At 69.9% G+C, this 22,513-nt stretch carries 17 protein-coding genes and 2 pseudogenes; 8 read left to right on the top strand and 11 right to left on the bottom strand.

The window, feature by feature from the left end:
* Positions 1-4 precede the first annotated feature (4 nt).
* From ABZ098_RS38465 to ABZ098_RS38450, 4 genes are all read right to left on the bottom strand, one after another.
* On the bottom strand, positions 5-820 hold the full coding sequence (locus ABZ098_RS38465) for an AAC(3) family N-acetyltransferase (protein ID WP_356598525.1): 816 nt from the start codon (positions 818-820) through the stop codon (positions 5-7).
* Positions 817-3,069, bottom strand: a complete 2,253-nt coding sequence (locus tag ABZ098_RS38460) for an FxsB family cyclophane-forming radical SAM/SPASM peptide maturase (RefSeq protein ID WP_356598523.1) — start codon at positions 3,067-3,069, stop codon at positions 817-819. The genes ABZ098_RS38465 and ABZ098_RS38460 overlap by 4 nt, the downstream gene beginning before the upstream one ends.
* 12 nt (positions 3,070-3,081) lie before the next feature.
* Positions 3,082-3,297 carry a hypothetical protein gene (locus tag ABZ098_RS38455; protein ID WP_356598521.1) on the bottom strand — a complete coding sequence of 72 codons (216 nt, stop codon included), beginning with the start codon at positions 3,295-3,297 and terminating at the stop codon, positions 3,082-3,084.
* A gap of 347 nt (positions 3,298-3,644) precedes the next feature.
* Positions 3,645-3,827 carry a hypothetical protein gene (locus tag ABZ098_RS38450; protein WP_356598519.1) on the bottom strand — a complete coding sequence of 61 codons (183 nt, stop codon included), beginning with the start codon at positions 3,825-3,827 and terminating at the stop codon, positions 3,645-3,647.
* Positions 3,828-3,991: 164 nt separating this feature from the next.
* On the opposite strand from ABZ098_RS38450, the pseudogene ABZ098_RS38445 reads away from it, so the two are divergent.
* The 4 genes and pseudogenes from ABZ098_RS38445 to ABZ098_RS38430 all read left to right on the top strand — a co-directional run.
* Positions 3,992-4,144: pseudogene (locus ABZ098_RS38445) on the top strand (ISAs1 family transposase); the annotation flags it as partial.
* Positions 4,145-4,759: 615 nt separating this feature from the next.
* Positions 4,760-5,482: a hypothetical protein gene (locus tag ABZ098_RS38440; RefSeq protein WP_356598517.1), complete on the top strand. Its 723-nt coding sequence runs from the start codon at positions 4,760-4,762 to the stop codon at positions 5,480-5,482.
* A gap of 125 nt (positions 5,483-5,607) precedes the next feature.
* Positions 5,608-5,940, top strand: coding sequence for a hypothetical protein (locus ABZ098_RS38435; protein WP_356598515.1), 333 nt, complete (start codon positions 5,608-5,610; stop codon positions 5,938-5,940).
* A gap of 261 nt (positions 5,941-6,201) precedes the next feature.
* Entirely contained in the window at positions 6,202-7,206 is a 1,005-nt protein-coding gene (locus ABZ098_RS38430; RefSeq protein ID WP_356598513.1) for a winged helix-turn-helix domain-containing protein, read from the top strand.
* A gap of 11 nt (positions 7,207-7,217) precedes the next feature.
* Here ABZ098_RS38430 and ABZ098_RS38425 read toward each other — a convergent pair whose 3' ends face one another.
* From ABZ098_RS38425 to ABZ098_RS38415, 3 genes are read right to left on the bottom strand one after another with little or no spacing between them, the layout of a single operon-like run.
* Complete coding sequence (locus ABZ098_RS38425) at positions 7,218-7,841, bottom strand: hypothetical protein (protein ID WP_356598511.1); 624 nt, start codon at positions 7,839-7,841, stop codon at positions 7,218-7,220.
* Positions 7,842-7,855: 14 nt separating this feature from the next.
* Complete coding sequence (locus ABZ098_RS38420; protein ID WP_356598509.1) at positions 7,856-10,087, bottom strand: glycoside hydrolase domain-containing protein; 2,232 nt, start codon at positions 10,085-10,087, stop codon at positions 7,856-7,858.
* Positions 10,088-10,115: 28 nt separating this feature from the next.
* Entirely contained in the window at positions 10,116-10,589 is a 474-nt protein-coding gene (locus ABZ098_RS38415) for a hypothetical protein (protein WP_356598507.1), read from the bottom strand.
* A gap of 198 nt (positions 10,590-10,787) precedes the next feature.
* On the opposite strand from ABZ098_RS38415, the pseudogene ABZ098_RS38410 reads away from it, so the two are divergent.
* Positions 10,788-10,868, top strand: a pseudogene (locus tag ABZ098_RS38410) (IS5/IS1182 family transposase); the annotation flags it as partial.
* 1,347 nt (positions 10,869-12,215) lie between these two features.
* Here the strand turns inward: ABZ098_RS38410 and ABZ098_RS38405 are convergent.
* From ABZ098_RS38405 to ABZ098_RS38395, 3 genes are read right to left on the bottom strand one after another with little or no spacing between them, the layout of a single operon-like run.
* The gene (locus ABZ098_RS38405; RefSeq protein ID WP_356598505.1) at positions 12,216-13,694 is read right to left on the bottom strand and encodes an NAD-dependent succinate-semialdehyde dehydrogenase; all 1,479 of its coding nucleotides are present in this window, start codon (positions 13,692-13,694) and stop codon (positions 12,216-12,218) included.
* On the bottom strand, positions 13,691-16,567 hold the full coding sequence (locus ABZ098_RS38400; protein ID WP_356598503.1) for an FAD-binding and (Fe-S)-binding domain-containing protein: 2,877 nt from the start codon (positions 16,565-16,567) through the stop codon (positions 13,691-13,693). The genes ABZ098_RS38405 and ABZ098_RS38400 overlap by 4 nt, the downstream gene beginning before the upstream one ends.
* Complete coding sequence (locus ABZ098_RS38395) at positions 16,564-17,832, bottom strand: aminotransferase class III-fold pyridoxal phosphate-dependent enzyme (protein ID WP_356598501.1); 1,269 nt, start codon at positions 17,830-17,832, stop codon at positions 16,564-16,566. Before ABZ098_RS38395 ends, ABZ098_RS38400 begins: the two co-directional genes overlap by 4 nt.
* 346 nt (positions 17,833-18,178) lie before the next feature.
* Between ABZ098_RS38395 and ABZ098_RS38390 the strand changes: the two genes are divergently transcribed.
* The 3 genes from ABZ098_RS38390 (at position 18,179) to ABZ098_RS38380 (ending at position 21,592) form a co-directional block, all read left to right on the top strand.
* Positions 18,179-19,744 (top strand): PucR family transcriptional regulator ligand-binding domain-containing protein, encoded by a 1,566-nt coding sequence (locus ABZ098_RS38390; RefSeq protein WP_356598589.1) that lies wholly within the window; start codon positions 18,179-18,181, stop codon positions 19,742-19,744.
* A 694-nt stretch (positions 19,745-20,438) separates the two neighbouring features.
* Positions 20,439-21,245, top strand: a complete 807-nt coding sequence (locus ABZ098_RS38385; protein ID WP_356598499.1) for an SGNH/GDSL hydrolase family protein — start codon at positions 20,439-20,441, stop codon at positions 21,243-21,245.
* 185 nt (positions 21,246-21,430) lie between these two features.
* Complete coding sequence (locus tag ABZ098_RS38380; protein ID WP_356598497.1) at positions 21,431-21,592, top strand: hypothetical protein; 162 nt, start codon at positions 21,431-21,433, stop codon at positions 21,590-21,592.
* 207 nt (positions 21,593-21,799) lie between these two features.
* On the opposite strand, the gene ABZ098_RS38375 is transcribed toward ABZ098_RS38380, so the two are convergent.
* Positions 21,800-22,375, bottom strand: coding sequence for a PadR family transcriptional regulator (locus ABZ098_RS38375; RefSeq protein ID WP_356598495.1), 576 nt, complete (start codon positions 22,373-22,375; stop codon positions 21,800-21,802).
* Positions 22,376-22,513: the final 138 nt, after the last annotated feature.

Genomic DNA, 22,513 nt, shown 5'->3' with positions numbered 1-22,513 from the left:
CCCCCTACAGCCGCCTACGGTCTCCGAACCATTGGATCGCGAAATCGACGGTGGGGACCATAGGCAGGAAGCGGGCATTTGCCGAGCCGACCCGGCCGTGCCGCACGAAGAGCCCGCCGGGCCCTTCGGCCTTGTCCAGATCCGCACCGAGCGAGGCGAAATCGCTGTCGCCGAGCACGATGTCGGTGAAGGACCGCCACACCGCCCGGCCTGCCGTGGAGAACACGCAGTTGTACTTCGGGGTGGGTGTGCTGGGAAGCGAGTACTCGGCGAGATGCAGGGCCGTGCACCGGTCGTGGCCCACGCCGAGCAGGAGGATGCCCGCCGACGCCTCGTACAACCGGCCCAGCGGTGAACTCCAACCGTGATGACAGTCCAGCGCATGACCTCGGGTGATCCACTCCGCCAGGGGGCCCAGGGCCGCGAACGAGGTCTGCGGATGCGCGCTGCGCCGTGCCCCCGGCGCCCTTCTGAGCTGCTCCGCGAGTGCTCCCATCCCGGTGCTCGGTGTCGTGCCGACGTCGAATCCCGGCATGCCGGCGCGGTGTTCCGCCTCCTGCGCGGGCGTGAGGCCGGCCACCCGTGCGCGGTACGCGCGCGACGTCAGTGAATTGCCGGTGGTGTGCGTGGGCACGACCACGGTTCCCTGCGGGGTCACGGCCTCGCGCAGTGCCCGCAGCACGCCCGCGGGACCGTTCCGCGTCCGCCCCACGGCGCGGAGCGAGGCGTGCACGAGCAGGGTGTGTCCGGGCGTCACGCCCAGGCCGCGCAGATCCTCGGCCAGCGCCCGCACACGGTGCGCGGACTCGACACCGGTCATCCTCGTTCCAGCAGCGGACCGGTGCCGGCGGAGGAGCGCATGGCGGTGGCGAACCGCAGGCCGAGCGGAGTGAGACCGCCGCCCGCCAGCACGGCGTCCAAGGCGGTCACGGAGGCCGACCACCAGTGCCGGGCCTGCTCCGCCGCCTTCCGCCCGGTGCGCCGTCGCCACACCTCCGCGACGGCGAGATGGGCGTAGACCCCCTGGAGCACGGCCTCCGCGGGCCGGGCATCGGGCCGCCAGGCGACTTCGTACAGCTCCTCGTGGGCCGGGTCGACAAGGCCGTACATGTCCAGCAGGGCGCCGAGCTTCGCGTGCTGGATCTCATGGATCAGCAGCAGTGCCAGGTCCTCGGCCGTCTCCGGAAGCGCGACGGCCACGGCTCCGAAAGCGTGCCGGGAGGTGTCGCTGACCTTCCGTCCGGGCACGGGCAGCAGCGGTGTGATCGCACGCAGTCCGACGACCAGACTGTCCACATACCGCGGATGGTCGCGGCGGACGATGTACCAGGCGGCAGCGAACAACTCCTGCCAACGACCGAACTCCTCCTGCGACAACCGGGGCGCCGGCGGCCAGACATGACAGTCGCGGTACGGATCGGTGTCCTCCACGGCGACGCGGACACCCTCCGCGGTCAGATACCTCGTCGGCTCGAACGCGGCGTCGACGTCCCGTGCCCGCACCCGGCCGCCCTCGACGGACACCGTCACCTCGCCGCTCGCCGCAGCCGCGCCGTCCAGGACCGTCAGACGCCCTAACGAGGGCAAGTGGACGGCGCCCGACCGCAAGGGGACGGTGAGCTCCGCTCGGCGCCCGGACCGGACGGCGGCCGCCAACGCCATCTCTGTCACCCGCCCGGTGTCGAGGTCCGCCGCCCCCGTCGAGAGCGCCTCGCAGCACCGCACGGCCCAGGCCCGGACGTAAGGCTGGGCGAGAACGGCGTCCAGCGCGGACGCCTCCTCCCGCACGAGGCAGCGCCAGCCCTCCCCGGTCAGGGCGCCCGCGTTGTGGAGGTAGGCCAGCACCGAACGCCGGAGACTGATCTGTGCCTCGGCCAGCCGGCCCACCGCGGCGACGTCGGAGCCACCCGACGCCAGGGCCTCGAAGTCCCCTTCCGGCAGGCGGTGACGGCTCGGCGGTCGCTCCGCCGCGCGCACGTGCTTGATCAACCGCAGCAGGCCCGCGCAGTAGACGGAAGGATTGTCGAACCCGCTGCCGCCGCGGTACCGATGCCCGTACAGGCCGCCCCCGCACACGGTCACCACCTCGCAGCGACGGCACGGTCCCGGAAGCGCCCCTATACCCGGCGCCCGGGCCAGAAATCCGGGATGCGCCGCGGCCGTGTCGAAGCTGTCGGTGCGCACATGGAACCCGGTCGCCGCGGCTCCCGAGCCCACCGTCTTCAACCAGTCGGCCTGCTCGATCGCCCCGTTCGTCTCCACCACCACCAAGTCGGGGCTGCCCAGTCCCAGGGCTTCCGTGAAACCCGTTCGCCCCGTCCCCGCCGCCTCGATGGAGTCGAACATTCTGACAGGGACCGGGCGGCCTTCGGCGTTCCAGATGTCGAACACGGTCATCAGCCAGTTCGCGTAGTCGACCGCACCGCCAGGACCGGGCGGGGGACGGTCCCAGGTCGCGTGGGGCAGGAGGAAGTCGATGCGCGGCGGGCGCAGGTCCACCAGGGCGCGGTACACCGCCTCCGGGTCGTTGTTCACATCGACGGTGCACAGCAGGCCGGCGAAGGCCGCACGGTACTCGGGCCTGCTCAGCAGTCGCACCGCGCGGACCACGTCGTCGTAGCTTCCCGAACCGTCCGCCCGCACCCGGTGCCGGTCGTTCGAGACCCGGTCGCCGTCCAGGGAGACGCCGGCGACGATGCGCTCCTCGAGCAGCAGGGCACACCATTCCTCGTCGAGGAGCAGCCCGTTGGTCTGCATACGGAGGTCGAGGCTCGCCACCTCGCCCAGCGCCGACCTCAGTTCGCGCGCGATCAGGCGCAGCCGGTCCTTTCCGACCAGGAGCGGCTCTCCCCCGTGCAGCACGGCGCGCACCCCGTGCAGACGATGCGCTCGGGCATGCTCGGCGATGCGCATCGCGGTGGCGCGGACCGTCTGCGGGGCCATGACGCGCGGTTGGTGGCGCCAGCCCTGGTCCGCGTGGCGATACACGTAACAGTGGTCACAGGCGAGATCACAACGGCTGTGGATCTTGAGAACGAACTGCCGGAAGGGGCGGACCGTGGCGGCCATCGGCACAGCCGGTCAGAGCGCGGAGCTGAACCCATAGGACGCTGGTCCGCCCGCCGGTACGAGACGCTGCACTGCAAGTTCGTCCTCGGCACTCATCCGATCAAGAGGAACGCCCCGACGGTCCACGAGCAGACTGACCAGACCGTTGTCGGCGACGGCATCCTTCGATTCCTCGGGAGCTCCACACATCGCGGGCCCGGCGGAGCGGTTCAGCTCATCGCTGTCCATGACAGTTCCCCTCGGGTCTGCGCCACTGGAGCACTGCGTCCGCGTCGCTTCGTACCACGTTCGACCATCCGGCGGCGGCTCGAGCATCTCGATGTCTTCATGCTGTATTCCCACTCAGAAGCGGGGCAAGACCGACACCAGCCAACCAAGGGGTGGCGTCGGCCAACCGCCGTCGCGGGGTGGGATGCACACGTGGGCAAACGGAATGCCAGGCGCCGGTCCGGTGACACACGCCGCCGCGCAAACGCCGCACCGCACCGCCGTAGGGCCTCACCGGACTCCACGTCACGGGCGAACCCGACCCCGTCGACGGGGCCATCAGTTGCCTCGGGTCTCCTGGGGACGGTCTACCACCAGGAGGTGCAGTGCGCGTCCGTGCGTTCCGACGGGCTGAACATCAGTGCGAAGACCTGGAAGGACCGGCCCGCCGAGCCGCTGGTCGGGTAGGCCGGGGTCGTGATCCTGGTGGCGGCCGACGTCACCTCGAACGGACCGCACGTGATCGTTCGGTTGTTGTCAGTGACGTACATCCATCCGATGGCATGGACGCCGCGTTCCCAGTCGCTGGGTTTCGCGGTGCTCAGGACACCCACGCCATCTGCCTGCCGCGGACGTAGCCGGTCTGCATCCCGTACGAGGCGACAGCGTGCGGATTGCTCAGCGCCATCGCTCCCGCCTCGGGCCGGCCGCTGAGGTCCGCGACACCACCTTCGCCGAGGACGCCTCCCAACTGCGGACCGGCAACGCGCCCCGCGCGATGGCCACGTGGCGCAACCTCGCCATCGGAGCACTCCGCACAGCCGGAATGAAGAACATCGCGGACGGTCTCCGCCGCAACGCCCGCGACCCTCGCGCCCCTCGGCCTCGGATGATCACGAACCGGACGTCATGCGACTACACCGAAGCCCTGGGAGCGGGAGCAGCACGTCAGGTGACCGGTCTGATCGAGGGGGCGGGTGTTTATCTGGCCGCCGACGACGGGTCGACCGGGTGCGTGGTGGCCGACCGTAGATGTCAGCGAGCTCGCTGCCGAGCCCGGAGCCCCAATCGGGCGTGAGCGGCAGCAGCGCCGCGGTGCCGGGAATCGGCCCCCGTGCGCCTGATCTTCCGGCACTGTGTCCAACCTTTCGAACGTCATCGAAACCATTGCCGGCCACTGGCCGGTCACGCGAGCATCTGCCGACGATGTCAGATTGATGCTTTCGCGGCGGGGCGGGTGACCGACCGGGCTACGGCAAAGGAGGAAATGGTGACGGCATTCCGGCGAACTCCCAAGCTAAGAAACCGCGTTGTCGGGATCGGCGTCGCGTGCGTGATCTTGGCCCTGACAGGGGGCGTTCTTACGTTTACTGTTTCCCCGTCGACCTCCTCGACTGCTGCGGCTGGACGAGAACCGCGTGAGCCGTCACGGCAGGAGTTACTCCTTCTGCATGAAGCCGGACAGATTTTGCTGCGTGACTGCATGCAGCGGAAGGGCTTCGCATACCAACCGGTCAAAGAGAACCCGGTTCCGGAGGCTCGGGAGTTTCCTTACGTGCTCAACGACGTTGCGTGGGCCCGCGAACACGGTTACGGCACGGACATACAGCACGATCTATCCGAGCTGAGGAAAACAGATGCCAATCAGCGGTACTTTCGCGGGCTCCCGGCGAAGCAGCAGACCGCGGCTCTGACCGCAGCCAACGGTTCTCGCCCCCTGACAGTGACGGCCAAGACCCCCGACGGCATGCTGTACCAACGCAGCCCCAAGGGCTGCCAGTCGGAGGCAGATGCGACGCTCTACGGGAACCTGGAGGAGTGGTTCCAGGCGAAAGTCACCGTCGACGCGCTCACGGAGATCCGGCATGCCAGGGTCACCGAGGATCCGCGGTTCGTTGAGGCGGTCAAGCCCTGGTCCGCGTGCATGCGGGCAGCCGGTCATCCGTATACGAGCCCGGACGACTTGCGAACGGCGACCAGTTCGCGCAGGCATCCTCTTCCTAGGAACGAGGAGATCGCACTCGCCGTCGTCGAGGCACGGTGCGCCCACACCTCAGGGCTGGCCAAGACCGCTCAGGCTTTGGACCTTCACCACGCCCGCCGCCTTGCCCGGCAATACACGGCCGTCGCCACCTACCGGGAACTGCAACTGAACGCACTCCCCCGTGCCCGCCAGCTCACTCGGAAGGCCGGCACATCCTCATGAACCCGAAATCCGCAACGAGAGGACACAAAGTGGGCAAGGTACGCAGCACACTGATCGGTGCGGCTGTCGCCGTTGTGACGGTGGCAGCCACACCGATGACCGCTCAGGCATCGCAACCCGTTCCCGTGCCTTCAGAGAGCCGGCTCGCCGACGGCAATCTCCACGTCTACTACAACACCGGTTATTCGGGATGGTGCGACGACTGGTCGGGTGAAGCCCCGGACTGGGGCAGCTGCCGCAACCAAGTGAGTTCGCTCTGGAACAACGGCTACCCCGGCAATCTGGACGACGTCTGGGTGTACTGGGGCCTGAACTACACAGGTGCGCGCCGGGGCGTCTACAACGGCGTAGGTCTCAGCGACCTACGCCGGTGGACCTTCGACGCGAACACGGGCCCCGGTTCAGGGGAATGGCTCAACGACAACATCTCCTCGCATCGATGGACGAACCTGCCCTGAGGTGAGGCATCCAGAGTTCAATGAGTTCGTCGCGCGGGAGGGCTGAACTGAACTGCCGCCTCGTTTGCTTCGACAAGGCTCGAACGGCATTCCGGGCGCTGTCGAGGTCCCGGTCGACCCGCGCGGCGTTGGCCTCCTGAGCTGGCCTCTGGCCCGGGTGGGCGGTAACGCCGCTCGTCCCGCCGGCCCCAGACTTCGGGCCGGTGGTTTCGCCCTTATCAGGCTCTTGACCGGGGCCTGCGTCGCATTTCGGGGGATGACATGTTGACGTTCCATTTCACGGGCGCGGACATCGCTCGCGTACGGGTGGCAAGCAGACCGGATCCGATGTGGGAGCTGCTGCTCAGTCTGCATCTGATCAGGGGAGACGACGGCGCGGTGGTCTTCGGCCCGTGGAAGAGACAGGTGCGGTCGCGGCTCTCAGCTGCCGTCAATGTGCTCTTCGACCTCGCCCCACCCCGGGGCTACTCGGCCGACTTCCTTACCCCAGACGCCGGCGGGGACGGGCTGGAGGCGGGACTCGACGCCCTTCTGTCCACCCCGCGCCGAGTGCTGCGCCGGGACATCGGGGGGCTGGCAGCCGCCCGGCGTCCCGGCACCTGGATTCGTTCCCTCGCTGAGGGAGACCTCGACACCCTGAGCCGACTCGACCAGACCCTGCGCGAATACTTCGCCGTCGCCCTGCGGCCGTACTGGACCCGGATGCACACGGCCTTCGACCGCGACCGCGAGCTGCGAATGCGGGCCGTGACGGACGGGGGCGTCGATTGCCTGCTGGCCACCCTGCACCCGGATCTGCACTGGCATTCCGGTCTGCTGACCATGAACAGCGCGTGCGACCGCGACATCCACCTCAACGGGCGGGGCCTGCTCCTGCTGCCGTCGTTCTTCTGCTGGCGCACTCCGATCACCCTGCGCCATCCCGGTCGGCCTCCGGTGATCGTCCACCCGATAGCCCACGATCTGGGCTGGGCGCAGCCGAATGCCGAACTGCTCCGTGACCCGCAGGAATCCCTGCGCACCCTCCTGGGGCGAACCCGCGCCGATCTGCTCACCGCCCTCACCATGGGCGGCGGGTCGACCGGCGAACTCGCCCAGCGGCTCGTCGTCTCCCCCGCCTCGGTGTCGCAACACACCGCCGCTCTGCGTGACTCCGGGCTGATCGTCACCCGACGCCGCGGACCGGCCGTCCACCACAGCGCGACCCCGCTGGGGGAAACGCTGGTCAACGGCCGTCGCGGCATTCCACCGGTCACGACCGGATGACGCGCCCTCGCTCAGGCGCCCAGGGTGAACACTCCCGCGCCCTGACCCGGAACCTGGGTCCAGCCCTTGATCCGCAGGGCGAGACGGCGGAGCCGGGGATCACCCGGGCGTACGGCGATCTGGAAGTGCGCCGCGTGCGGTCGGCGCAGGCGGCCGCCCCAGGCCACCACTCCCCCGCACTCCTGGAGGATGTCCCGCACCATGGCCAGCTGTTGGGGGAACAGCACGCCGGTCGCCCCCAGAGGGTAGGCCGCCGGGCGCACCTCGACGGCCGTGCCGGAGGCGTAGTTGGTGGTGTGTCCCGTCAGTCCCGCGGCGGGGCGGTGCCCGGCGAGCTCGTGGCGGCCCACTTCCTCGACCTCGTAGTGGAAGCGGCGGATGACGTGCACGAGCACCGTGGAGACGTCACCCTCCAGCAGGGCGACGGAGGCCGGGGTGCCCGGCACCGGCAGGGTACTGATGCCGGTGGTGGCGAGCGGCCAGCCGTTGGTGCTGGTGGTTCGGGCCGCGGCCGAGGCGGGAGCGGCCGTCGGCAAGGAGATGCCGGCCGCCACCGCCCCCGCGAGTCCGGTGAGCAGCAGGGCCCGCCGGGGCAGGCCTCTGCCGCCCGGTGTGTCCGTGTCTCTCGTCTGCATGTCGGTTCCCCCCTTCAGCGGCGCAGGGCCGCGTTGTATGTCTCGAAGATGCTGTAGAGGTCGCGAGCTCGACGACCGTATTCGTCAGCGCCGTTGTACTGGGCGAGCACCGTGACGATCTCGGCGTCGGAGTAGCTCAGCCGGTCGGTGGCGATGCCGTTGATGGCGGCGGACCAGATGTGGATCAGCGGGACGGTGCTCACGTTGTAGTCGTCGTCGTTGCGCAGCTGGTCCCACACCGCCCGGCGCGCCCGCCAGTCCTCCGTGTCCTGGATCGGACCCGAAATCACGTCCGCGCGGATGCAGTGGTTACGGGCCTTGATCCCGGTCCTGCCGAAGATCTGGGCGACGCCCGTGCTGGAGTCGTCCTTGATCACGGTCGGCGGAGTGGGCGGTGATCCGACGGGGTCCTGCTCCCAGGCGGCCTGCGCCTCCTTCCAGTTGAAGTAGGAGTCGACCAGCACGTCCACGGCCTCGTCGGTGAAGTCGGCCTGGTACTCCCAGAAGACCACGGCCTGGATCAGCGACTTACGCATCCGGAAGGACCGGGCGAGACCTGTGATCAGCGCGTCCATGTCGAGGACCTTGCCGATGCACTCCGCGGGGGTGCGGTCCCGGTACCAGTCGTCGTGGCCGTTGGCCACGATGTAGGTGCCGAGATCCGTGGTCAGGGCACCCCGGCGGCTCATGTCGAAGGGCACGTCCAGCGCGGTGTCCGGTCCCCGGGGCGTGAACTGGGTCTGCCCGGTGTCGCGTCCGGACGCGACGTCCTTGTCGATCTCGATGAAGCCGGTACCCGAGCCCACGGTGATCGTCGCGATCTGGTCGAAGGCCCAGTCCTTCGGCAGCGGGAAACCCAGGTTGCCGCTGTATCCGGTCGACATGTCCGACACGAAACTGGACACGGTCAGACCGGCCTTGGCGAGCCGGCTGCAGATGTTGCGGGGCGCGTAGACACCGACGCGGTACTCGCTGCCGTAGGCGGCCATACGGCCCACCAGCCCGCGGAAGTGCGGGATGACCCGGCTGGTGATCTCCTCGTCGACGGCGTCGTAGTCGACGGAGAAGTAGATGGTGGTCCCGGCACGGAAGCCGTGCCCGCGGGCCGCCTCCAGCGCTGCCAGGGCGTCCGTCGAACCCTGGTGCGCGTTGAAGTACTCCGGATCGCCGCCGTTGGTCTGGTAGATCGGGAAGACCGACAGGCCGCCCGCGACGATGTTGGCGAGCTCGCCGGGCTGGATCTTCTTGTTCCTCGGGTTCGTGACGTTCGCGTTGGTCAAGTACCGCCCCACCGTGGTGTATCCGGCGGCGCGCAGCGACTGGGCGCGGGCCGGGGTGATCTCGGTGATGCAGTCGGCCGCGGTGCCGGGCCGGCTCGGGTCGCCGGTGCTGACCAACAGCGAGGCCCAGGTGCGGAAGTCCGCGGTGCCGGTGGTGGGCAGCAGCTGGGCGAAGCGCTGGAAGTCCACGACGGTACTGACCAGCGACCCCGAGTAGAAGCCGTCGAACGCGACGTCCCAGCCGTTGAACCGCATCGCCGCTTGGAACAGGTGCACGAATTGCTTGGCGCCGTCGGCCGAGCCGAAGTTGAGCATCGCCTGTGTCCTGATGCCGTCCTGCGTGCCGGGGCCGAAACGCCCGTTGGCGACGTCGTCGCTCATGCCGATCTCGTACTGGAGGGCGAAGACCAACGCCTTCTGTACGTCCCGGGAGAAGTTCCCGTCGGCCGGGCAGATGAAGAACTCCCGTCGCTGGACGTACCGTCCGTTGAGCCACTGCTGGATCTGGCGCACCTGATCGGTGCCGTTGCCGACCCGCACGTACGGGTCCATCGTGAGGAGCGCCTTGAACACCTTCGGCTGCAGGCCGCTGCCCGGATAGGTCCCGCCCACGCCCATGTCGGCCTTGAGCCGGGCCACCGAATCCGCGGTCCTGCCGTTGTAGGTGCCGTCGATGCCGCCGCCGTCGTACCCCTTGCAGTACAGGCCTGCCTGGATGACCCGGTAGATGTTCTCGTGCCGGGTCCGGTCGTCGATCTGCGCCCCGTACCGGGACTGGAGCTGGCTCAGCGTCGTCGGACCGAAGGAGTCCGACAGCGAGGTGATGCCCAGCTCGTACTGGAGCGCCCGGGTCAGGGCGTACATCACCGTCCAGCTGGTGCGCCCGTTCACCTCCACCTTCGGGATGCCGGGCACGTTGTAGGAGTTGATGAACTGCTGCGCTCGCTCCACCATCTCGTCGGCCATGTGCGCCTCTTCTCCGTGTGGTGGGGCGTCAGACCCAGTCCTGGTAGATGCCGCCGTTGCAGCGGGTGGTACGGAATCCGCTGTCGTCGCTGTCGTCGATGCAGTCGTCGGTGTACTGGTTGCGGAAGGTGAGGCGCACCGAGTGGTGGCGGACGACGTACCAGCTCACGTACTCGGAGCTGTCGCAGTACTGTGCGCTGAACCCGGCCGGGCCGTCGTAGAGGCAGCGTCCCGTGACCTTGTTCTGGAAGCGGCGCGTTCCGTCGTTGAATACGTGGACGTCCCACTGCTGGTAGGCACCGCTGTTGCAGGGGAACGTACGGAACCCGTATTCCCGACTGTCGTCCATGCAGCGCTGTGTACCGAGGCTCTGGAAGGTGTTCACGACCAGGACAGCGCTGCCGCCGTCCTGGGATTCCTGCACGGCCTCGGCGCTGCCGGTCGTGGTGACCAGCGCGCCTGCGCAGAGCAGGGCTGCCGCGGCCGTCTTGAGCGACTTCATGTCATCCCCCGGATGTGAAAGTGGTCGGCTCTCGCACGCCAAGACTGGGACTTGAGCCCCACAGCCACCAGACGTTTCAGCTATAACCGAATAGAGGGACAGCACCTAAAGAGTGCTGCACAAGGCGCTGAGTTGGGCATCTCCCTTGTATGGCTGGGGTTCTACGTGGTGAGCGGGTGCGGTGGCGGCACGCTGCGAGGCCGGCCGTGGTCGATGCCGTTGGCCGAGCGGGTGCGGGTGGTGGCCGTCCACTACCGCGCGAACCTGACCATGCGACAGGGAACTGCTTCTCCTGGAGGCCGATGTCGTCGATCGGGCCGAGGATCGTCCAGCCGGGCCCGAGGGGGCGGGTGGAGCGGAAGCCGTGGGCGTCCCCGTACTCCTCGTCCTTGGACTGGTAGAGGATCACGCTGACGCCCCAGAGCGCGTGGTACACCTTCTGATCGCGCGGGGGCTTCGTCGTGCTTGTGCCGGAGGGCGGCCGCAGGTCTGGGCCGACTCCGCCTATGCCGGCCAGCTCACCACCTGTCCGACGACTTCCTGAACATGGCCTTGAAGACCTTCTACCGACCCCGCGGCGCGAGGAGCTTCGTGGTCCTGCCCCGACGCTGGAAGGGTCGAGCGGACCCTGGGCTGGATCATGAAGTCACGGCGCAACGTCCACGACTACGAACGGCTGCCACAGCACTCAGAAGCGCACCTGATCTGGGCACTCATCACAATGATGATCCGCCGCCTCTCCGACACCTCCCGGTTCCCACGTTGTCAGTCGCCGGACGAGTACTTCCGCTGGAGGCTGTCGAGGTAATCGATGCGCTTCCTAGTCTGTTCGGGCGTCTCCACTTGCCTTCTCTGCTCACGTTGACGCGCGGTGAGAGGAATGCCGGCTGAGGGTGCGTTCCCCTCGCGGTCTGTCACTGTGAACTGACCGCCATGCCCTTCGCCTTCGTTCACATCGTTCTGCGCAGTTGAGAGGGTGGAAGCGCACACAAGCCCGACCGGCCTCGGTCAAGGACGTCGTAGCCGTTGGCGCGGGCCCATTCGCGGATGGTGTTGGTGTCGAACCACCGGCTCGCCGCAGTGGCGGCAGGTGCGTGGGCAGCATGGCCGGCCACAGCGCACCAGGTGAGGGGCGGCCAACTGCTCGCGGGTGGGGTAGAGCGCGGGCTCCACCGCCAAGAGCGGTTGCCGACCGAACAACGGCGCGGCGCTCGGCCCGGAGAGCGGAACCGTGCCGGGTAGCGTCGACCTCCTCGCGGCGTAGGGCGCTCTAGGCGCGTGGGGCGAGCCTTCCAGTAACCACCCGTCCACTCCATCACGGCGGGCGGGCGGGCGACGAACCGCTCGGGTAAACGCCAGGCCCCCGCACCAGGCGGAGCAGAGGGCCGCAGGTCGGAGCCAACTTGTCAGCCACGTCCGCCGTCCGGGCCATGCGACGGCCTACCAGACCAGCAGCGGGCCCCTGCACCCTGCGACACATGCGCAGCCTGCCTGCGCCGCAGTGACGGACCTGCGCTCGCCGCCCGGTGGAGGAAAAGCCGCCGCCCCGTGCCCGGCGGTGTGGAAACCGGGCACGGGGCAGCCCGTCGCGGTGCGCGATGCGGGGTAGTCAGGGCATGACCACCGTCATCGCACGGGCACCGCGAGGTACTGGTACTCCAGGAACTCGTCGATCCCCACCCGGCCGCCTTCCCGGCCGAGCCCGGACTGCTTGACGCCGCCGAAGGGGGCGGCCGGGTTGGAGACGAGGCCGGTGTTGAGGCCCACCATGCCGACCTCCAGACGCTCGCTGACGCGCAGGGCGCGGTCCAGGCCCTCGGTGAAGACGTAGCCGACCAGGCCCCAGGGGGTGTCGTTGGCCCGGCGGATCACCTCGTCCTCGTCGTCGAAGGTGAGGATCGCCGCGACCGGGCCGAAGATCTCCGTGTCCATCAGGCGGCTTTCCGGAGCGACGTCCGTGAGTACGGTCGGCGGGTAGAAGCTGCCCGGGCCTTCGGGCGTACGGCCGCCGACGAGCACCCGGGCACCCCGCCCCACCGCGTCCGCGACCAGGTCCTCGACCTTGGCCCGGCCGGTCCTGTCGATCAGCGGGCCGACGTCGACGCCGTCCCGCGTGCCGGGGCCCACGACCAGCGCGCCCATGCGCTCGGCAAGGCGCCGCCCGAACTCCTCCGCCAAGGAGCTGTGGACGAAGAAGCGGTTGGCGGCGGTGCAGGCCTCGCCCATGTTGCGCATCTTGGCGGCCAGCGCGCCGTCGACCGCCTTGTCCAGGTCGGCGTCCTCGAACACGATGAACGGCGCGTTCCCGCCCAGTTCCATCGAGGTCCGTACGACCGCGGTCGCGCTCTGGGCCAGCAGCAGGCGTCCGACGTCGGTGGAGCCGGTGAAGGAGAGCTTGCGAATCCTCCCCCAGCCTCCGGCCGGGGGGACCCCCACCTCGCTTCGCTCCCCGCGCAGGAGCGGTTCGCACACCTCCCCCGCACGGGAGGTGGTGACGACGTTCAGCACGCCGTCCGGCAGCCCGGCCTCCTTGAGGATCGCGGCGAGGGCAAGGCTGGAGAGAGGGGTCTGCGGGGCAGGCTTGAGGATCATCGTGCAGCCGGCGGCGATCGCCGGGCCGATCTTGCGGGTGCCCATGGCGAGGGGGAAGTTCCACGGGGTGATCAGCAGACAGGGGCCGACCGGGCGGCGGGAGAGCAGCATGCGGTTGCGGCCGTCGGGCAGGACGCCCGCGCCGCCGTCGATACGGACGGCCTCCTCGGAGAACCAGCGGAAGAACTCGGCCGCGTACGCCACCTCTCCCCTGGCCTCAGCGAGCGGCTTGCCCATCTCGGACGTCACCAGGTGGGCGAGCTCGTCGGTGCGGTCGAGGATGATCTCGTAGGCGCGGCGCAGGATCTCGCTGCGGGCTCGCGGTGCCGTGCGGGCCCACTCCTCCTGCGCCTGTACGGCCGCGTCCTCGGCAAGCCGGGCGTCCTTCGGCCCCGCGTCGGCGACATGACAGAGGATCTCGCCGGTCGCGGGGTCGTCGACGGGCATGGTGGCGCCGTCCGCGGCATCCAGCCAGGCGCCGCCGATGAACAACTGCGTGGGTGTGTCGGTCATGACGTCTCTCCTGGTCGAGCGGCTTGATCGGCGGCGGGGTCGAGGAGTTCCGCGAGATGCAGGGCGCGGATGCCTCGGTCTCCGGCGAGGTGGTCGATCTGGGTGGCGCAGCTGAAGCCGTCGGCCACGACGACGCTCGGAGTGTCCTGGCCGATGCCGTCGAGGCGTGGCTTGAGTGCCAGGTCGGCGACGGCCATCGAGGTGTCGTAGTGCTGCTCCTCGAAGCCGAAGTTGCCGGCGAGTCCGCAGCAGCCCTCGGCCTCGTCGACCTTGCCGACGCCCAGTCGGCGCAGCAGATCGGCGGGGCGGCTGCCTTTGAAGGTGGCGTACTCGTGGCAGTGGGTCTGCAGGGCGACGTTCTCCGGCAGTTCCGGCGGCGTCCAGTCGGCGGCGGCCAGGTCGGTCAGGGCGCCCGTGAAGGTGTGGACGCGGTCCGCGACCCGGCGGGCGGCGTCCGTCCCGAGGAGCTCGGGCACGTCGCGCTTGAGTGCGGCGGCGCAGCTGGGCTCGGCCACGATGATGGGCCGCTCGTCGCCGTTGTCGAGGTGGGCGACGGTGCGGGTCATGATCCTGCGGGCCACCGACAGCTGGCCGGTGCTGACCCAGGTCAGGCCGCAGCACAGGCCGTCCTGAGCCGTGCAGGGGATCCCGGCGTCGGCGAGCACACGGCTCGCGGCTCCGGCCACCTCGGGCCGGAAGGCGCGAGTGAAGCTGTCGACGAAGAGCAGGGCTTTCGCCGGTTCGCCGGTCTTCGCATCGCGCAGGACCCTGCGCAGGGCGCGCCGGGAGGCGAAGGCGGGGATCCTGCGCTGCGTGGTCACACCTCCGAGGCGGGCGAGGAGTCGGCCGAGCGGTCCGCGGAGCAGCGCGTTGAGCGGACGGGCGGCGAATCCGGCGAGGGCGGAGGTCAGGGGCAGCCAGCCCAGCGAGTAGTGGGAGCGGGGCCGGATCCTGCCCTTGTAGTGCTGGTGCAGGAACTCCGCCTTGTAGGTGGCCATGTCGACGCCGACGGGGCAGTCACTGGAACAGGCCTTGCAGGACAGACACAGGTCGAGGGCGTCGCGGACCTCCGTCGAGCGCCAGCCGTCCTGGAGGGTCTCGCCGCGCACCATCTCCTGGAGGAGGCGGGCCCGTCCCCGGGTGGAATCGTTCTCCTCCCCCGTCGCCCGGTAGCTCGGGCACATCACGCCGCCCGCGTCGCTGCGACATCGGCCGACGCCGACACAGCGGCGGGCCGCGCCCACGAAGCCGTCCTCGTCGTGCGGGAAGGTGAACTCCGTGGCCAGGGGCTGGATCTGGTGCAGCGCGAGATCGGCGTCGAGCGGGGCGGGAGCGACGATGACGCCGGGGTTCAGCAGCCCCTCGGGATCAAAGACCTGCTTGAAAGCGGCGAACGCCTGGATCATCCGGTGGCTGTACATGACCTCCAGCAACTCGCCGCGCGCCCGACCGTCGCCGTGCTCGCCGGACAGCGTGCCGCCGTGCGCGACGACCAGGGTGGCCGCCTCGTGCAGGAAGCGGCGGGCGGCGGCGCGGCCCTCGTCCGTGGCGAGGTCGAAGTCGATGCGCACGTGGACGCACCCCGCGCCGAAGTGCCCGTACATCACGCCCGTGAGCGCGTGGTCGGCCAGCAGCTTGCGGAAGTCCCGCAGATAGCCGGCGAGGCTCTCCGGTGCGACCGCCGAGTCCTCCCAGCCCGGCCACGACTCTCCGCCGTCGACGAGGCGGGCGGCCAGACCGGCCCCGTCCTCGCGGACCCGCCACAGGGAGCGCCGCTCGGCCGCGCTCTCCACAACCCGCCCGCCGGTCATCCGACCCTGTGCCTTGAGCACGTCGAGGAGCTCGGCCGCGCGCGTGTCGACCGTGGCCTGGTCGTCGCCGTCGAGTTCGACGTACAGCCAGGCCCGCCCCTCCGGCAGTCCGGTGACGGAGTCGGGACCACGCCGGGCGCGCATGGTGGCGACGATCGCCTCGTCCATGCCCTCGACGGCGGTCGGATTCCACCGCAGGATCTCCGGCACGTCCTCGGCCGCGTCGACGACGTCGTCGTAGCCGAGGGTCAGCAGCGCGGAAGCCTGTGCGGTCGCCACCAGGCGGACCGTCGCGGCGGTGACGACCGCACAGGAGCCCTCGGTGCCCACCAGGGCGCGGGCCATGTCGAAACCGCGCTCGGGCAGCAGGTGGTGCAACTGGTAGCCGGAGACCTGGCGCGGGATCCGGCCCAGCTCGGTCCTGATCGGCCCGAGGTTCTCGCCGATCAGACGTCGTACGTCCGCTTCGAGGCGGGTGACGCTGTCGGTGTCGCGTGGGTCGGCCGGGCGCAGGCCGGTACGGTCGGCGACGGCCCGCACTCCGTCGGCCGTCACGATCTCCAGGGCCTCGATGTGCCCGCTGGTCCGCCCGTGCCGCACCGACCGGTTGCCGCACGCGTCGTTGCCGATCATGCCGCCGATGGTGCAGCGGCTGTGCGAGGACGGGTCGGGGCCGAAGGAGAGCCCGTGCAGAGCGGTCGCGCTCTGCAGCGCGTCGAGGACGACTCCGGCCTCGACACGCGCGGTCCCGCCGGCCGGGTCGATGTCCAGGATCCGGTTCATGTACCGGGAGAAGTCCAGGACGACGCCCGGTCCGACCGCGTTGCCGGCCATGCTGGTGCCGCCGCCACGCGCGGTGACGGGGACGCCCGTCTCCTTGCAGGCCCGCAGCACCGCGACCACGTCGTCGGCGCTGCGGGGGAAGGCCACGGCCTGCGGGGGGACACGGTAGTTGGAGGCGTCGTAGGCGTACTGGCCGAGGGCACCCGGGCCGGATTCCACCCGCAGGCCGGGAGCGGTCTCGGTGAGCCGGGCGGTCAGCATCGCCACGCTGTCGCTCATCGCGGCGATGCTCCTGAGGTACCGGCTTCCACCGCGGTCGCCCACGCCTGGAGGGCCTCGTCCACCGCCGTCTCGTCGATGACGAGCGCCGGGATCATCCGCACCACCTGGTTCCAGGCCCCGCACAGCAGCAGGAGCAGGCCCTCGTCGATCGCGGCACGCTGCACACGGGCGGCGGTCTCGGGGTCGGGACTGCCGTCCTCGGTGACGAACTCGGTGGCCAGCATCAGTCCGAGGCCCCGCACGTCCCCGATGCCCGGGGTGCGGTCGGCGACCGCCTCCAGCCCGTGGCGCAGCCGCTTGCCCATCGCCTCGGCGTTCTCGACGAGCTTCTCCTCGCGTACGACGTCGAGGGTGGCGCAGGCCGCCGCGCAGGCCACGGCGTTGGCGCCGTACGTACCGCCCTGCGAGCCCGGCCACGCCTTCGCCATCAGCTCCTCGGAGGCTGCGATCCCGGACAGCGGGAAACCGCTGGCCAGACCCTTGGCGGTGACGAGGATGTCCGGGGTGACGCCGAAGTGGTCATGCCCCCAGAAGCGACCGGTGCGGCCGACGCCGGTCTGCACCTCATCGAGGATCAGCAGGAACCCGTGACGGTCCGCTCGCTCCCGCAGCCCCTCCATGAAGAGGCGGTTCGCAGGCACGTACCCACCCTCGCCGAGGACCGGCTCGACGATGATCGCGGCCGTGTCGGCGGGCGAGGAGATCGTCTGGAGCGTGTAGTCGAGCTCCCGCAGCGCGAAGCGGGTCGCGGCCTCCTCGTCCCAGCCGTAGCGAAAGGCCGACGGGAACGGGGTGACCACGACGCCGCTCATCAGCGGGGAGAACCCGGAGCGGAAGCGGGTGCCGGAGGTGGTCATGGAGGCGGCGGCGACCGTACGGCCGTGGAAACCGCCGTGACAGACGATGACGTTCGGGCGGCCGGTGGCCTGGCGGGCCAGGCGCAGCGCGGCCTCCACCGCCTCGCTGCCCGAGTTGGTGAAGAACAGGCTGTCGAGGCCGGCCGGCAGGACCTCGCCCAGCTTCTCGACGAGCCGCCGCAGCGGCTGGTGCATGACCGTCGTGTACTGGCCGTGGATCAGCGTGCCCACCTGCTCCTGCGCCGCCGCGACGACCTTGGGGTGACAGTGCCCGGTGCTGGTGACGCCGATACCGGCGGTGAAGTCGAGGTAGCGGCGGCCGTCCTCGTCGAAGAGGTGGACGCCCTCGCCCCGCACCGCCGTCACGGGGGTGGCCTGGCGAAGGTGCGGCGACAGTGCGGTCATGTTCGTCTCCCGGCGTGGGTCGTCGGACTGGTGCGCTCTGCCGAGCATCTCCGCCGCCCGGCGGCAAGCCAACGCGCGATCTGTCCGGTAAGGGCACGCTGTTCGGACGTTGTGTCAAGCACGGGCCGGGAAATCGGCGAGCGCTGCCTCATCCACCGAGGCAGGACTGCCCTTGCGCAGGTCAGCGAGGCTTGTCACAGTGGCCGGGCACTCCCCTCTCGGCTTCGCTCGGGCGTGGCACCCCCATGGAGACACCGTGAACGACAGCCGTTCGACGGCACGACCGCCGGACACGGGCGGCCCGGACCGCACCCCGCCCGCCCGCGCCCTCACCGTCGCCGACGTCCTGGCCCTGCCCGTACTGGCCGCCGGCCAGCCCCAGGTCGTCACCGGCGTAACCGAACTCGACCGGCCGGTCCGCTGGGTCCACATCACCGAGCTGACCGACCCCGCCTCCTTCCTCAAGGGCGGCGAACTCGTCCTGACCACCGGCATGCCCCTGCCCGAGGAACCAGCGGGCATCCGACGCTACGTCGACGAACTCGCCGGCGTCGGGGCGGCGGCCCTGGTCATCGAACTCGTACGGCGCTACCACCGCCCGCCCGACGCCCTCGTCCACGCCTGCCGCACCCGCGGGCTGCCCCTGATCACCCTCGCCAAGGACGTCAACTTCCTCGAGGTCACCCAGGTCGTCCACGGCCTCATCCTCGGCAACCAGGCCGAGGCGATGCGCCGCACCCAACGCGTCCACGAGGCGTTCACGACGCTGACCCTGCGCGGCGCCGGACCCGAGGACGTCATACGCGCGGCAGCCGAGATGAGCGGCCGCACGGTCGTCCTGGAAAATCTGGTCCACCAGGCACTGATCTGCGAACCCTCCGGCGCCACCCTGGAGGAAGCCCTCACCGACTGGGAGCAACGCTCCAGAGCGACCCCGCCCGGCGACCGCACGAGCCGACGCGGCCCGGAAGGCTGGCTCACCGCATCGGTCGAGTATCAAGGCGGACGTTGGGGCCGCGTGGCCATGCTGCCCGTCCCCACCACCGAACCGGCCTTCGGGCCAGAGCACATCACCGTCCTGGAAAGGACGGCGATGGCCCTGACCGTCGCGCGTCTCACCCACCCGACCCCCTGGGAAAGCACCGCGCACCGCAACGCTCTGCGCGACCTCGTCGAGCAGCGCCACCGCTCCGCAGCGGACGCCTGCGCCCGGCTGGCCGCACTGGGCCTGCCCACCGAGAACAGCCGCTACCTCACGGTCGTGGTGGACCTCCCCGCACAAGACACCACAACGCAAGCCGAGGCCCGCCTCTCCCAAGTCCTGCACGCCACAGGAATCCCGGCGCTCATGGGTGAACTGACCCCCGGCCGCCTGGGAGTACTGCTCGTCCTGAGCCCCTCACACGCCTGGCAACCCGCGGTCGAACGCCTGAGCCACGTGGCGCGCGACCTGTCCCCGCGAGCCGTCGTGAGCGTCGGCCTGGAGGTCGACCAGCTCACTGACACTCCCCGCTCCTTTCATCAGGCGAGCCGTGTGGCCGAGGCCACCCCGCCCGACCAACCTCTCCCCCCGGGCCGCTCCTTCCACGAACTCCGCGATGTCGACCTGCGCCGCCTGCTGTACGCGCTCCGCGAGGACACCCGGATCCAGGAATACGCCGAACGACGACTCGGCCGCCTCCTCGATCACGACGCCCGACACGGCACCGACCTGCTGACGACCCTCCGCCACTACCTCGACGTGGCCGGCAACAAAACCAGCGCCGCCCGCCGCGGCGGCCTGTCGCGCGAGACGTTCTACCAACGCCTGCGCACCATCGAGCGCCTGCTCGGCTGCGACCTCGAATCCGGCGAACAGCGCACCGCATTGCACGTGGCCCTGATGGCGCTGGACGTCTTGCGCACCGGCTGACCCTAGGCCTGGCCTGCGGATGTTCCGTCAAGGAACGGTCCCGATACTCGTCAAGCCGCCTGCGCGGTGATGTGCTGTGCGCGCTCGGGGTGTTCAGGGTCGCGACCCCCGACCGGGTACAGCGGCGGCCGGTCTCGCCGCACTTGCCCTTGCGGCACACTCGGCGATCGCATCTGCGGGGCAAGGCGCGGCGCGTTCGCCGAGAGCCTGGACCGGATCAGCACGGCCATCGGCACGCTGCTGAAGGCCCGGGCCGAGGCAGGCGTCCTGCGCTCCCGCGACTGCGCGGGCCGCATGCGCGAACTACTCCTCGACGGACTCCGCCACCGCGCCGTCTGAACTGGAGGCCGCCGGCGACTGGGCGTGCACTTCACCCGTTTCGACCACCCCGCCGGCCCGGCCGCCCTCGGACAGGGCAAGGCCGCCATCGCGCGCAGCAGGGTGCGGCGGCTCGGGGTGAAGCCGACCGTGTCCTTCTCAAGAGGAATGGGAGGTGAGGTCGGCACGGGACCAAGGCGGTGGACTGCGGCAGTGGAGCGCCCTCGACGGCCTCAGCTCCTGCCCGGGCGGCGTCACTTTGCAGGAAGGTGAGCCCGCAGCTACCCTCATACTCAACAATGCGACTAGGTGCCTAGTTGCTTAGCGATGGCGGTGCCACTTCCATCAGCAGCGTTGACGAGAGGCGGTCGACCCCGTGTCGAGCAGTGGGTATCTGCGCTTTGTCGCCCTGGGTGACAGCCACACCGAGGGGCTTGGGGACGGCGACGACGTCCGTGGTCTTCGGGGCTGGGCGGACCGGCTCGCCGAGCAGGTCGCCCGCCACAGCCCCGGCCTGCTCTACGCCAACCTCGCGGTGCGCGGCCGTAAGGCCGGTCAGGTGCGCGCCGAGCAACTGGCTCCGGCTCTCGCGATGCGGCCCGACCTCGCCACCGTGGTGGCCGGGGTCAACGACGTGTTGCGCCCGGGCTGCGACCTCGACGAGGTGGCCGACCACGTTGAAGCGATGTTCGCCGCCCTCACCGCGCAGGGCGCCACCGTCGCGACCCTCATGTTTCCCGACGTCGGGCGCATCACGCCGTTGGCCCGCCCGATCCGTCACCGTGTTCTCGCGCTCAACGCACGCATCCGGGAGGCCGCCGACCGCCACGGCGTGGTGGTGGCGGAGACGGCCGCGCACGCGGCGGCGACCGATCCGCGATTGTGGAGTGCTGACCGGCTGCACGCCGGCCCGCTGGGGCACGCACGCATCGCGGCTGCCGTGGCGCATGCGCTCGGCCTGCCGGACAGCGACGACACATGGACCCTCCCCCTTCCGGCCGAGAGGCCAGGCATCTCCGGCTGGAGGACCATGGGTGCCGAACTGCGCTGGGCCGGCACCTTCCTCGGCCCCTGGATCGGCCGCCGCCTGCGTGGCCGCTCCTCCGGCGACGGCCGCCAGGCCAAGCGGCCGGCCCTGCTTCCGGTGGCCGCGTCCACCGGGGACGCCTCCTCAGCCGTATGAGACTCCGCCCGCGACGACGCCGGCGGCTCCTCCTGCCGCACTTCCCTCTTCCTGGCACCGGAGCTGGAAATGAGTAACGCCCGCCCCTTCCGCGTCCTGCGCGCGAAGCGGCTGCGGACCGTCAAGGGCGTCATCGTGGGCTTCGTGGCACTGCTGTTCACGGTGTTCTGATCTTCTCCATCGCCATGGCGGTACCGACGTCCGGAGCCACGGTCCCCCTCCAAGCCCCCCCCGGTTTCTACCGCGTCCTCGGCGAGTTCGAGCCCCTGCGCCAGATCACGGACGCCGTCCGCTCGATCCTCTACTACGACGCCCAGGCCGACGCGGGTCTGCCCCGGGGCTGGTAATGCTGGGCGTGGGACTCGCGCTCGCGGGCCTCTTCGGCTTCGGCGTGACCCGGTTCTGCGACCGCAAGGGATTCCATCGCATTCCCGCCGACGAGGAACCGCAGCTGCTCCTCGTCCGGGCATAGTCCGACGACGGGTGAGGGGTGGAGTCGGGCATGATCGCCCCACCCCCTCTTCTTGCCGATCGTGCAGGTGGGATCGTCGCGGTCAGCCGTCGGCCCGCAGTGCCGCTGTGCGCTGTTCGAGCCTGCGCAGCGCCATGTCCCCCCACTGGAGGTTCTCCCGCTCGAACGACATCCCACGCAGCAGGGTGAGGTACGGGCCGATGTGCTCGGCCTCGGCGAAGTACGCCTCCTCAGAGCGCCCGTCGAGCAGGCGCTGCCGGAGTCTCTCGTAGCCGGCCAGCTTGGCGGTGGCCCACTGCATGCGCTCCGCGATGGCAGTCCGGACCGCTTCCATGTCGCCCACGTCCACGCACTGCACCTTGACAAGCAACTCGTCCCGGACCACCGCCGGTTTGCCCAAGGGCTCGGCGGTGTAGGCGTGGACGGCCTTCCGCCCGGCCTCCGTCAAGGAGAACAGCCGCTTGTTGGGGCGGCGCTTCTGCTCCACGACGCGGGCGGTGACGAGTCCTTCCGCCTCCATGCGCTCCAGCTCCCGGTAAAGCTGCTGGGGCGTCGACATCCAGAAGTTGGCCACCGTGGCATCGAACGCCTTCGCGAGGTCGTACCCGGACGCCTCGCCCCTCAACAGCGCGGCCATCACCGCGTTCCGCAAAGCCATGGATAAACGCTAACAGATTAATCAACAAGGTGACTAACAGTCATTTCTCTCCTATGGACAAGCCATAACAGGCACTCCAGCCTCCACCACACCTATTCGTATTGTTGACTATCTACCCCAATACCGACAGCGCCGGCC

The organism is Streptomyces sp. NPDC006335, assembly GCF_040612795.1.
Classification (GTDB): Bacteria; Actinomycetota; Actinomycetes; order Streptomycetales; family Streptomycetaceae; genus Streptomyces.
The sequence above is the reverse complement of the archived record's forward strand: the minus strand, read 5'-3'. Positions and strand labels throughout refer to the sequence as shown.

Bases quoted from the DNA above. Each gene is read 5' to 3' on its own strand.
- ABZ098_RS38465 (WP_356598525.1), bottom strand. From the start codon at position 820: ATGACCGGTGTCGAGTCCGCGCACCGTGTGCGGGCGCTGGCCGAGGAT.
- ABZ098_RS38460 (WP_356598523.1), bottom strand. From the start codon at position 3,069: ATGGCCGCCACGGTCCGCCCCTTCCGGCAGTTCGTTCTCAAGATCCAC.
- ABZ098_RS38455 (WP_356598521.1), bottom strand. From the start codon at position 3,297: ATGGACAGCGATGAGCTGAACCGCTCCGCCGGGCCCGCGATGTGTGGA.
- ABZ098_RS38450 (WP_356598519.1), bottom strand. From the start codon at position 3,827: ATGTACGTCACTGACAACAACCGAACGATCACGTGCGGTCCGTTCGAG.
- ABZ098_RS38440 (WP_356598517.1), top strand. From the start codon at position 4,760: ATGCAGCGGAAGGGCTTCGCATACCAACCGGTCAAAGAGAACCCGGTT.
- ABZ098_RS38430 (WP_356598513.1), top strand. From the start codon at position 6,202: ATGTTGACGTTCCATTTCACGGGCGCGGACATCGCTCGCGTACGGGTG.
- ABZ098_RS38425 (WP_356598511.1), bottom strand. From the start codon at position 7,841: ATGCAGACGAGAGACACGGACACACCGGGCGGCAGAGGCCTGCCCCGG.
- ABZ098_RS38420 (WP_356598509.1), bottom strand. From the start codon at position 10,087: ATGGCCGACGAGATGGTGGAGCGAGCGCAGCAGTTCATCAACTCCTAC.
- ABZ098_RS38415 (WP_356598507.1), bottom strand. From the start codon at position 10,589: ATGAAGTCGCTCAAGACGGCCGCGGCAGCCCTGCTCTGCGCAGGCGCG.
- ABZ098_RS38405 (WP_356598505.1), bottom strand. From the start codon at position 13,694: ATGACCGACACACCCACGCAGTTGTTCATCGGCGGCGCCTGGCTGGAT.
- ABZ098_RS38400 (WP_356598503.1), bottom strand. From the start codon at position 16,567: ATGAGCGACAGCGTGGCGATGCTGACCGCCCGGCTCACCGAGACCGCT.
- ABZ098_RS38395 (WP_356598501.1), bottom strand. From the start codon at position 17,832: ATGACCGCACTGTCGCCGCACCTTCGCCAGGCCACCCCCGTGACGGCG.
- ABZ098_RS38380 (WP_356598497.1), top strand. From the start codon at position 21,431: ATGGCGGTACCGACGTCCGGAGCCACGGTCCCCCTCCAAGCCCCCCCC.
- ABZ098_RS38375 (WP_356598495.1), bottom strand. From the start codon at position 22,375: ATGGCTTTGCGGAACGCGGTGATGGCCGCGCTGTTGAGGGGCGAGGCG.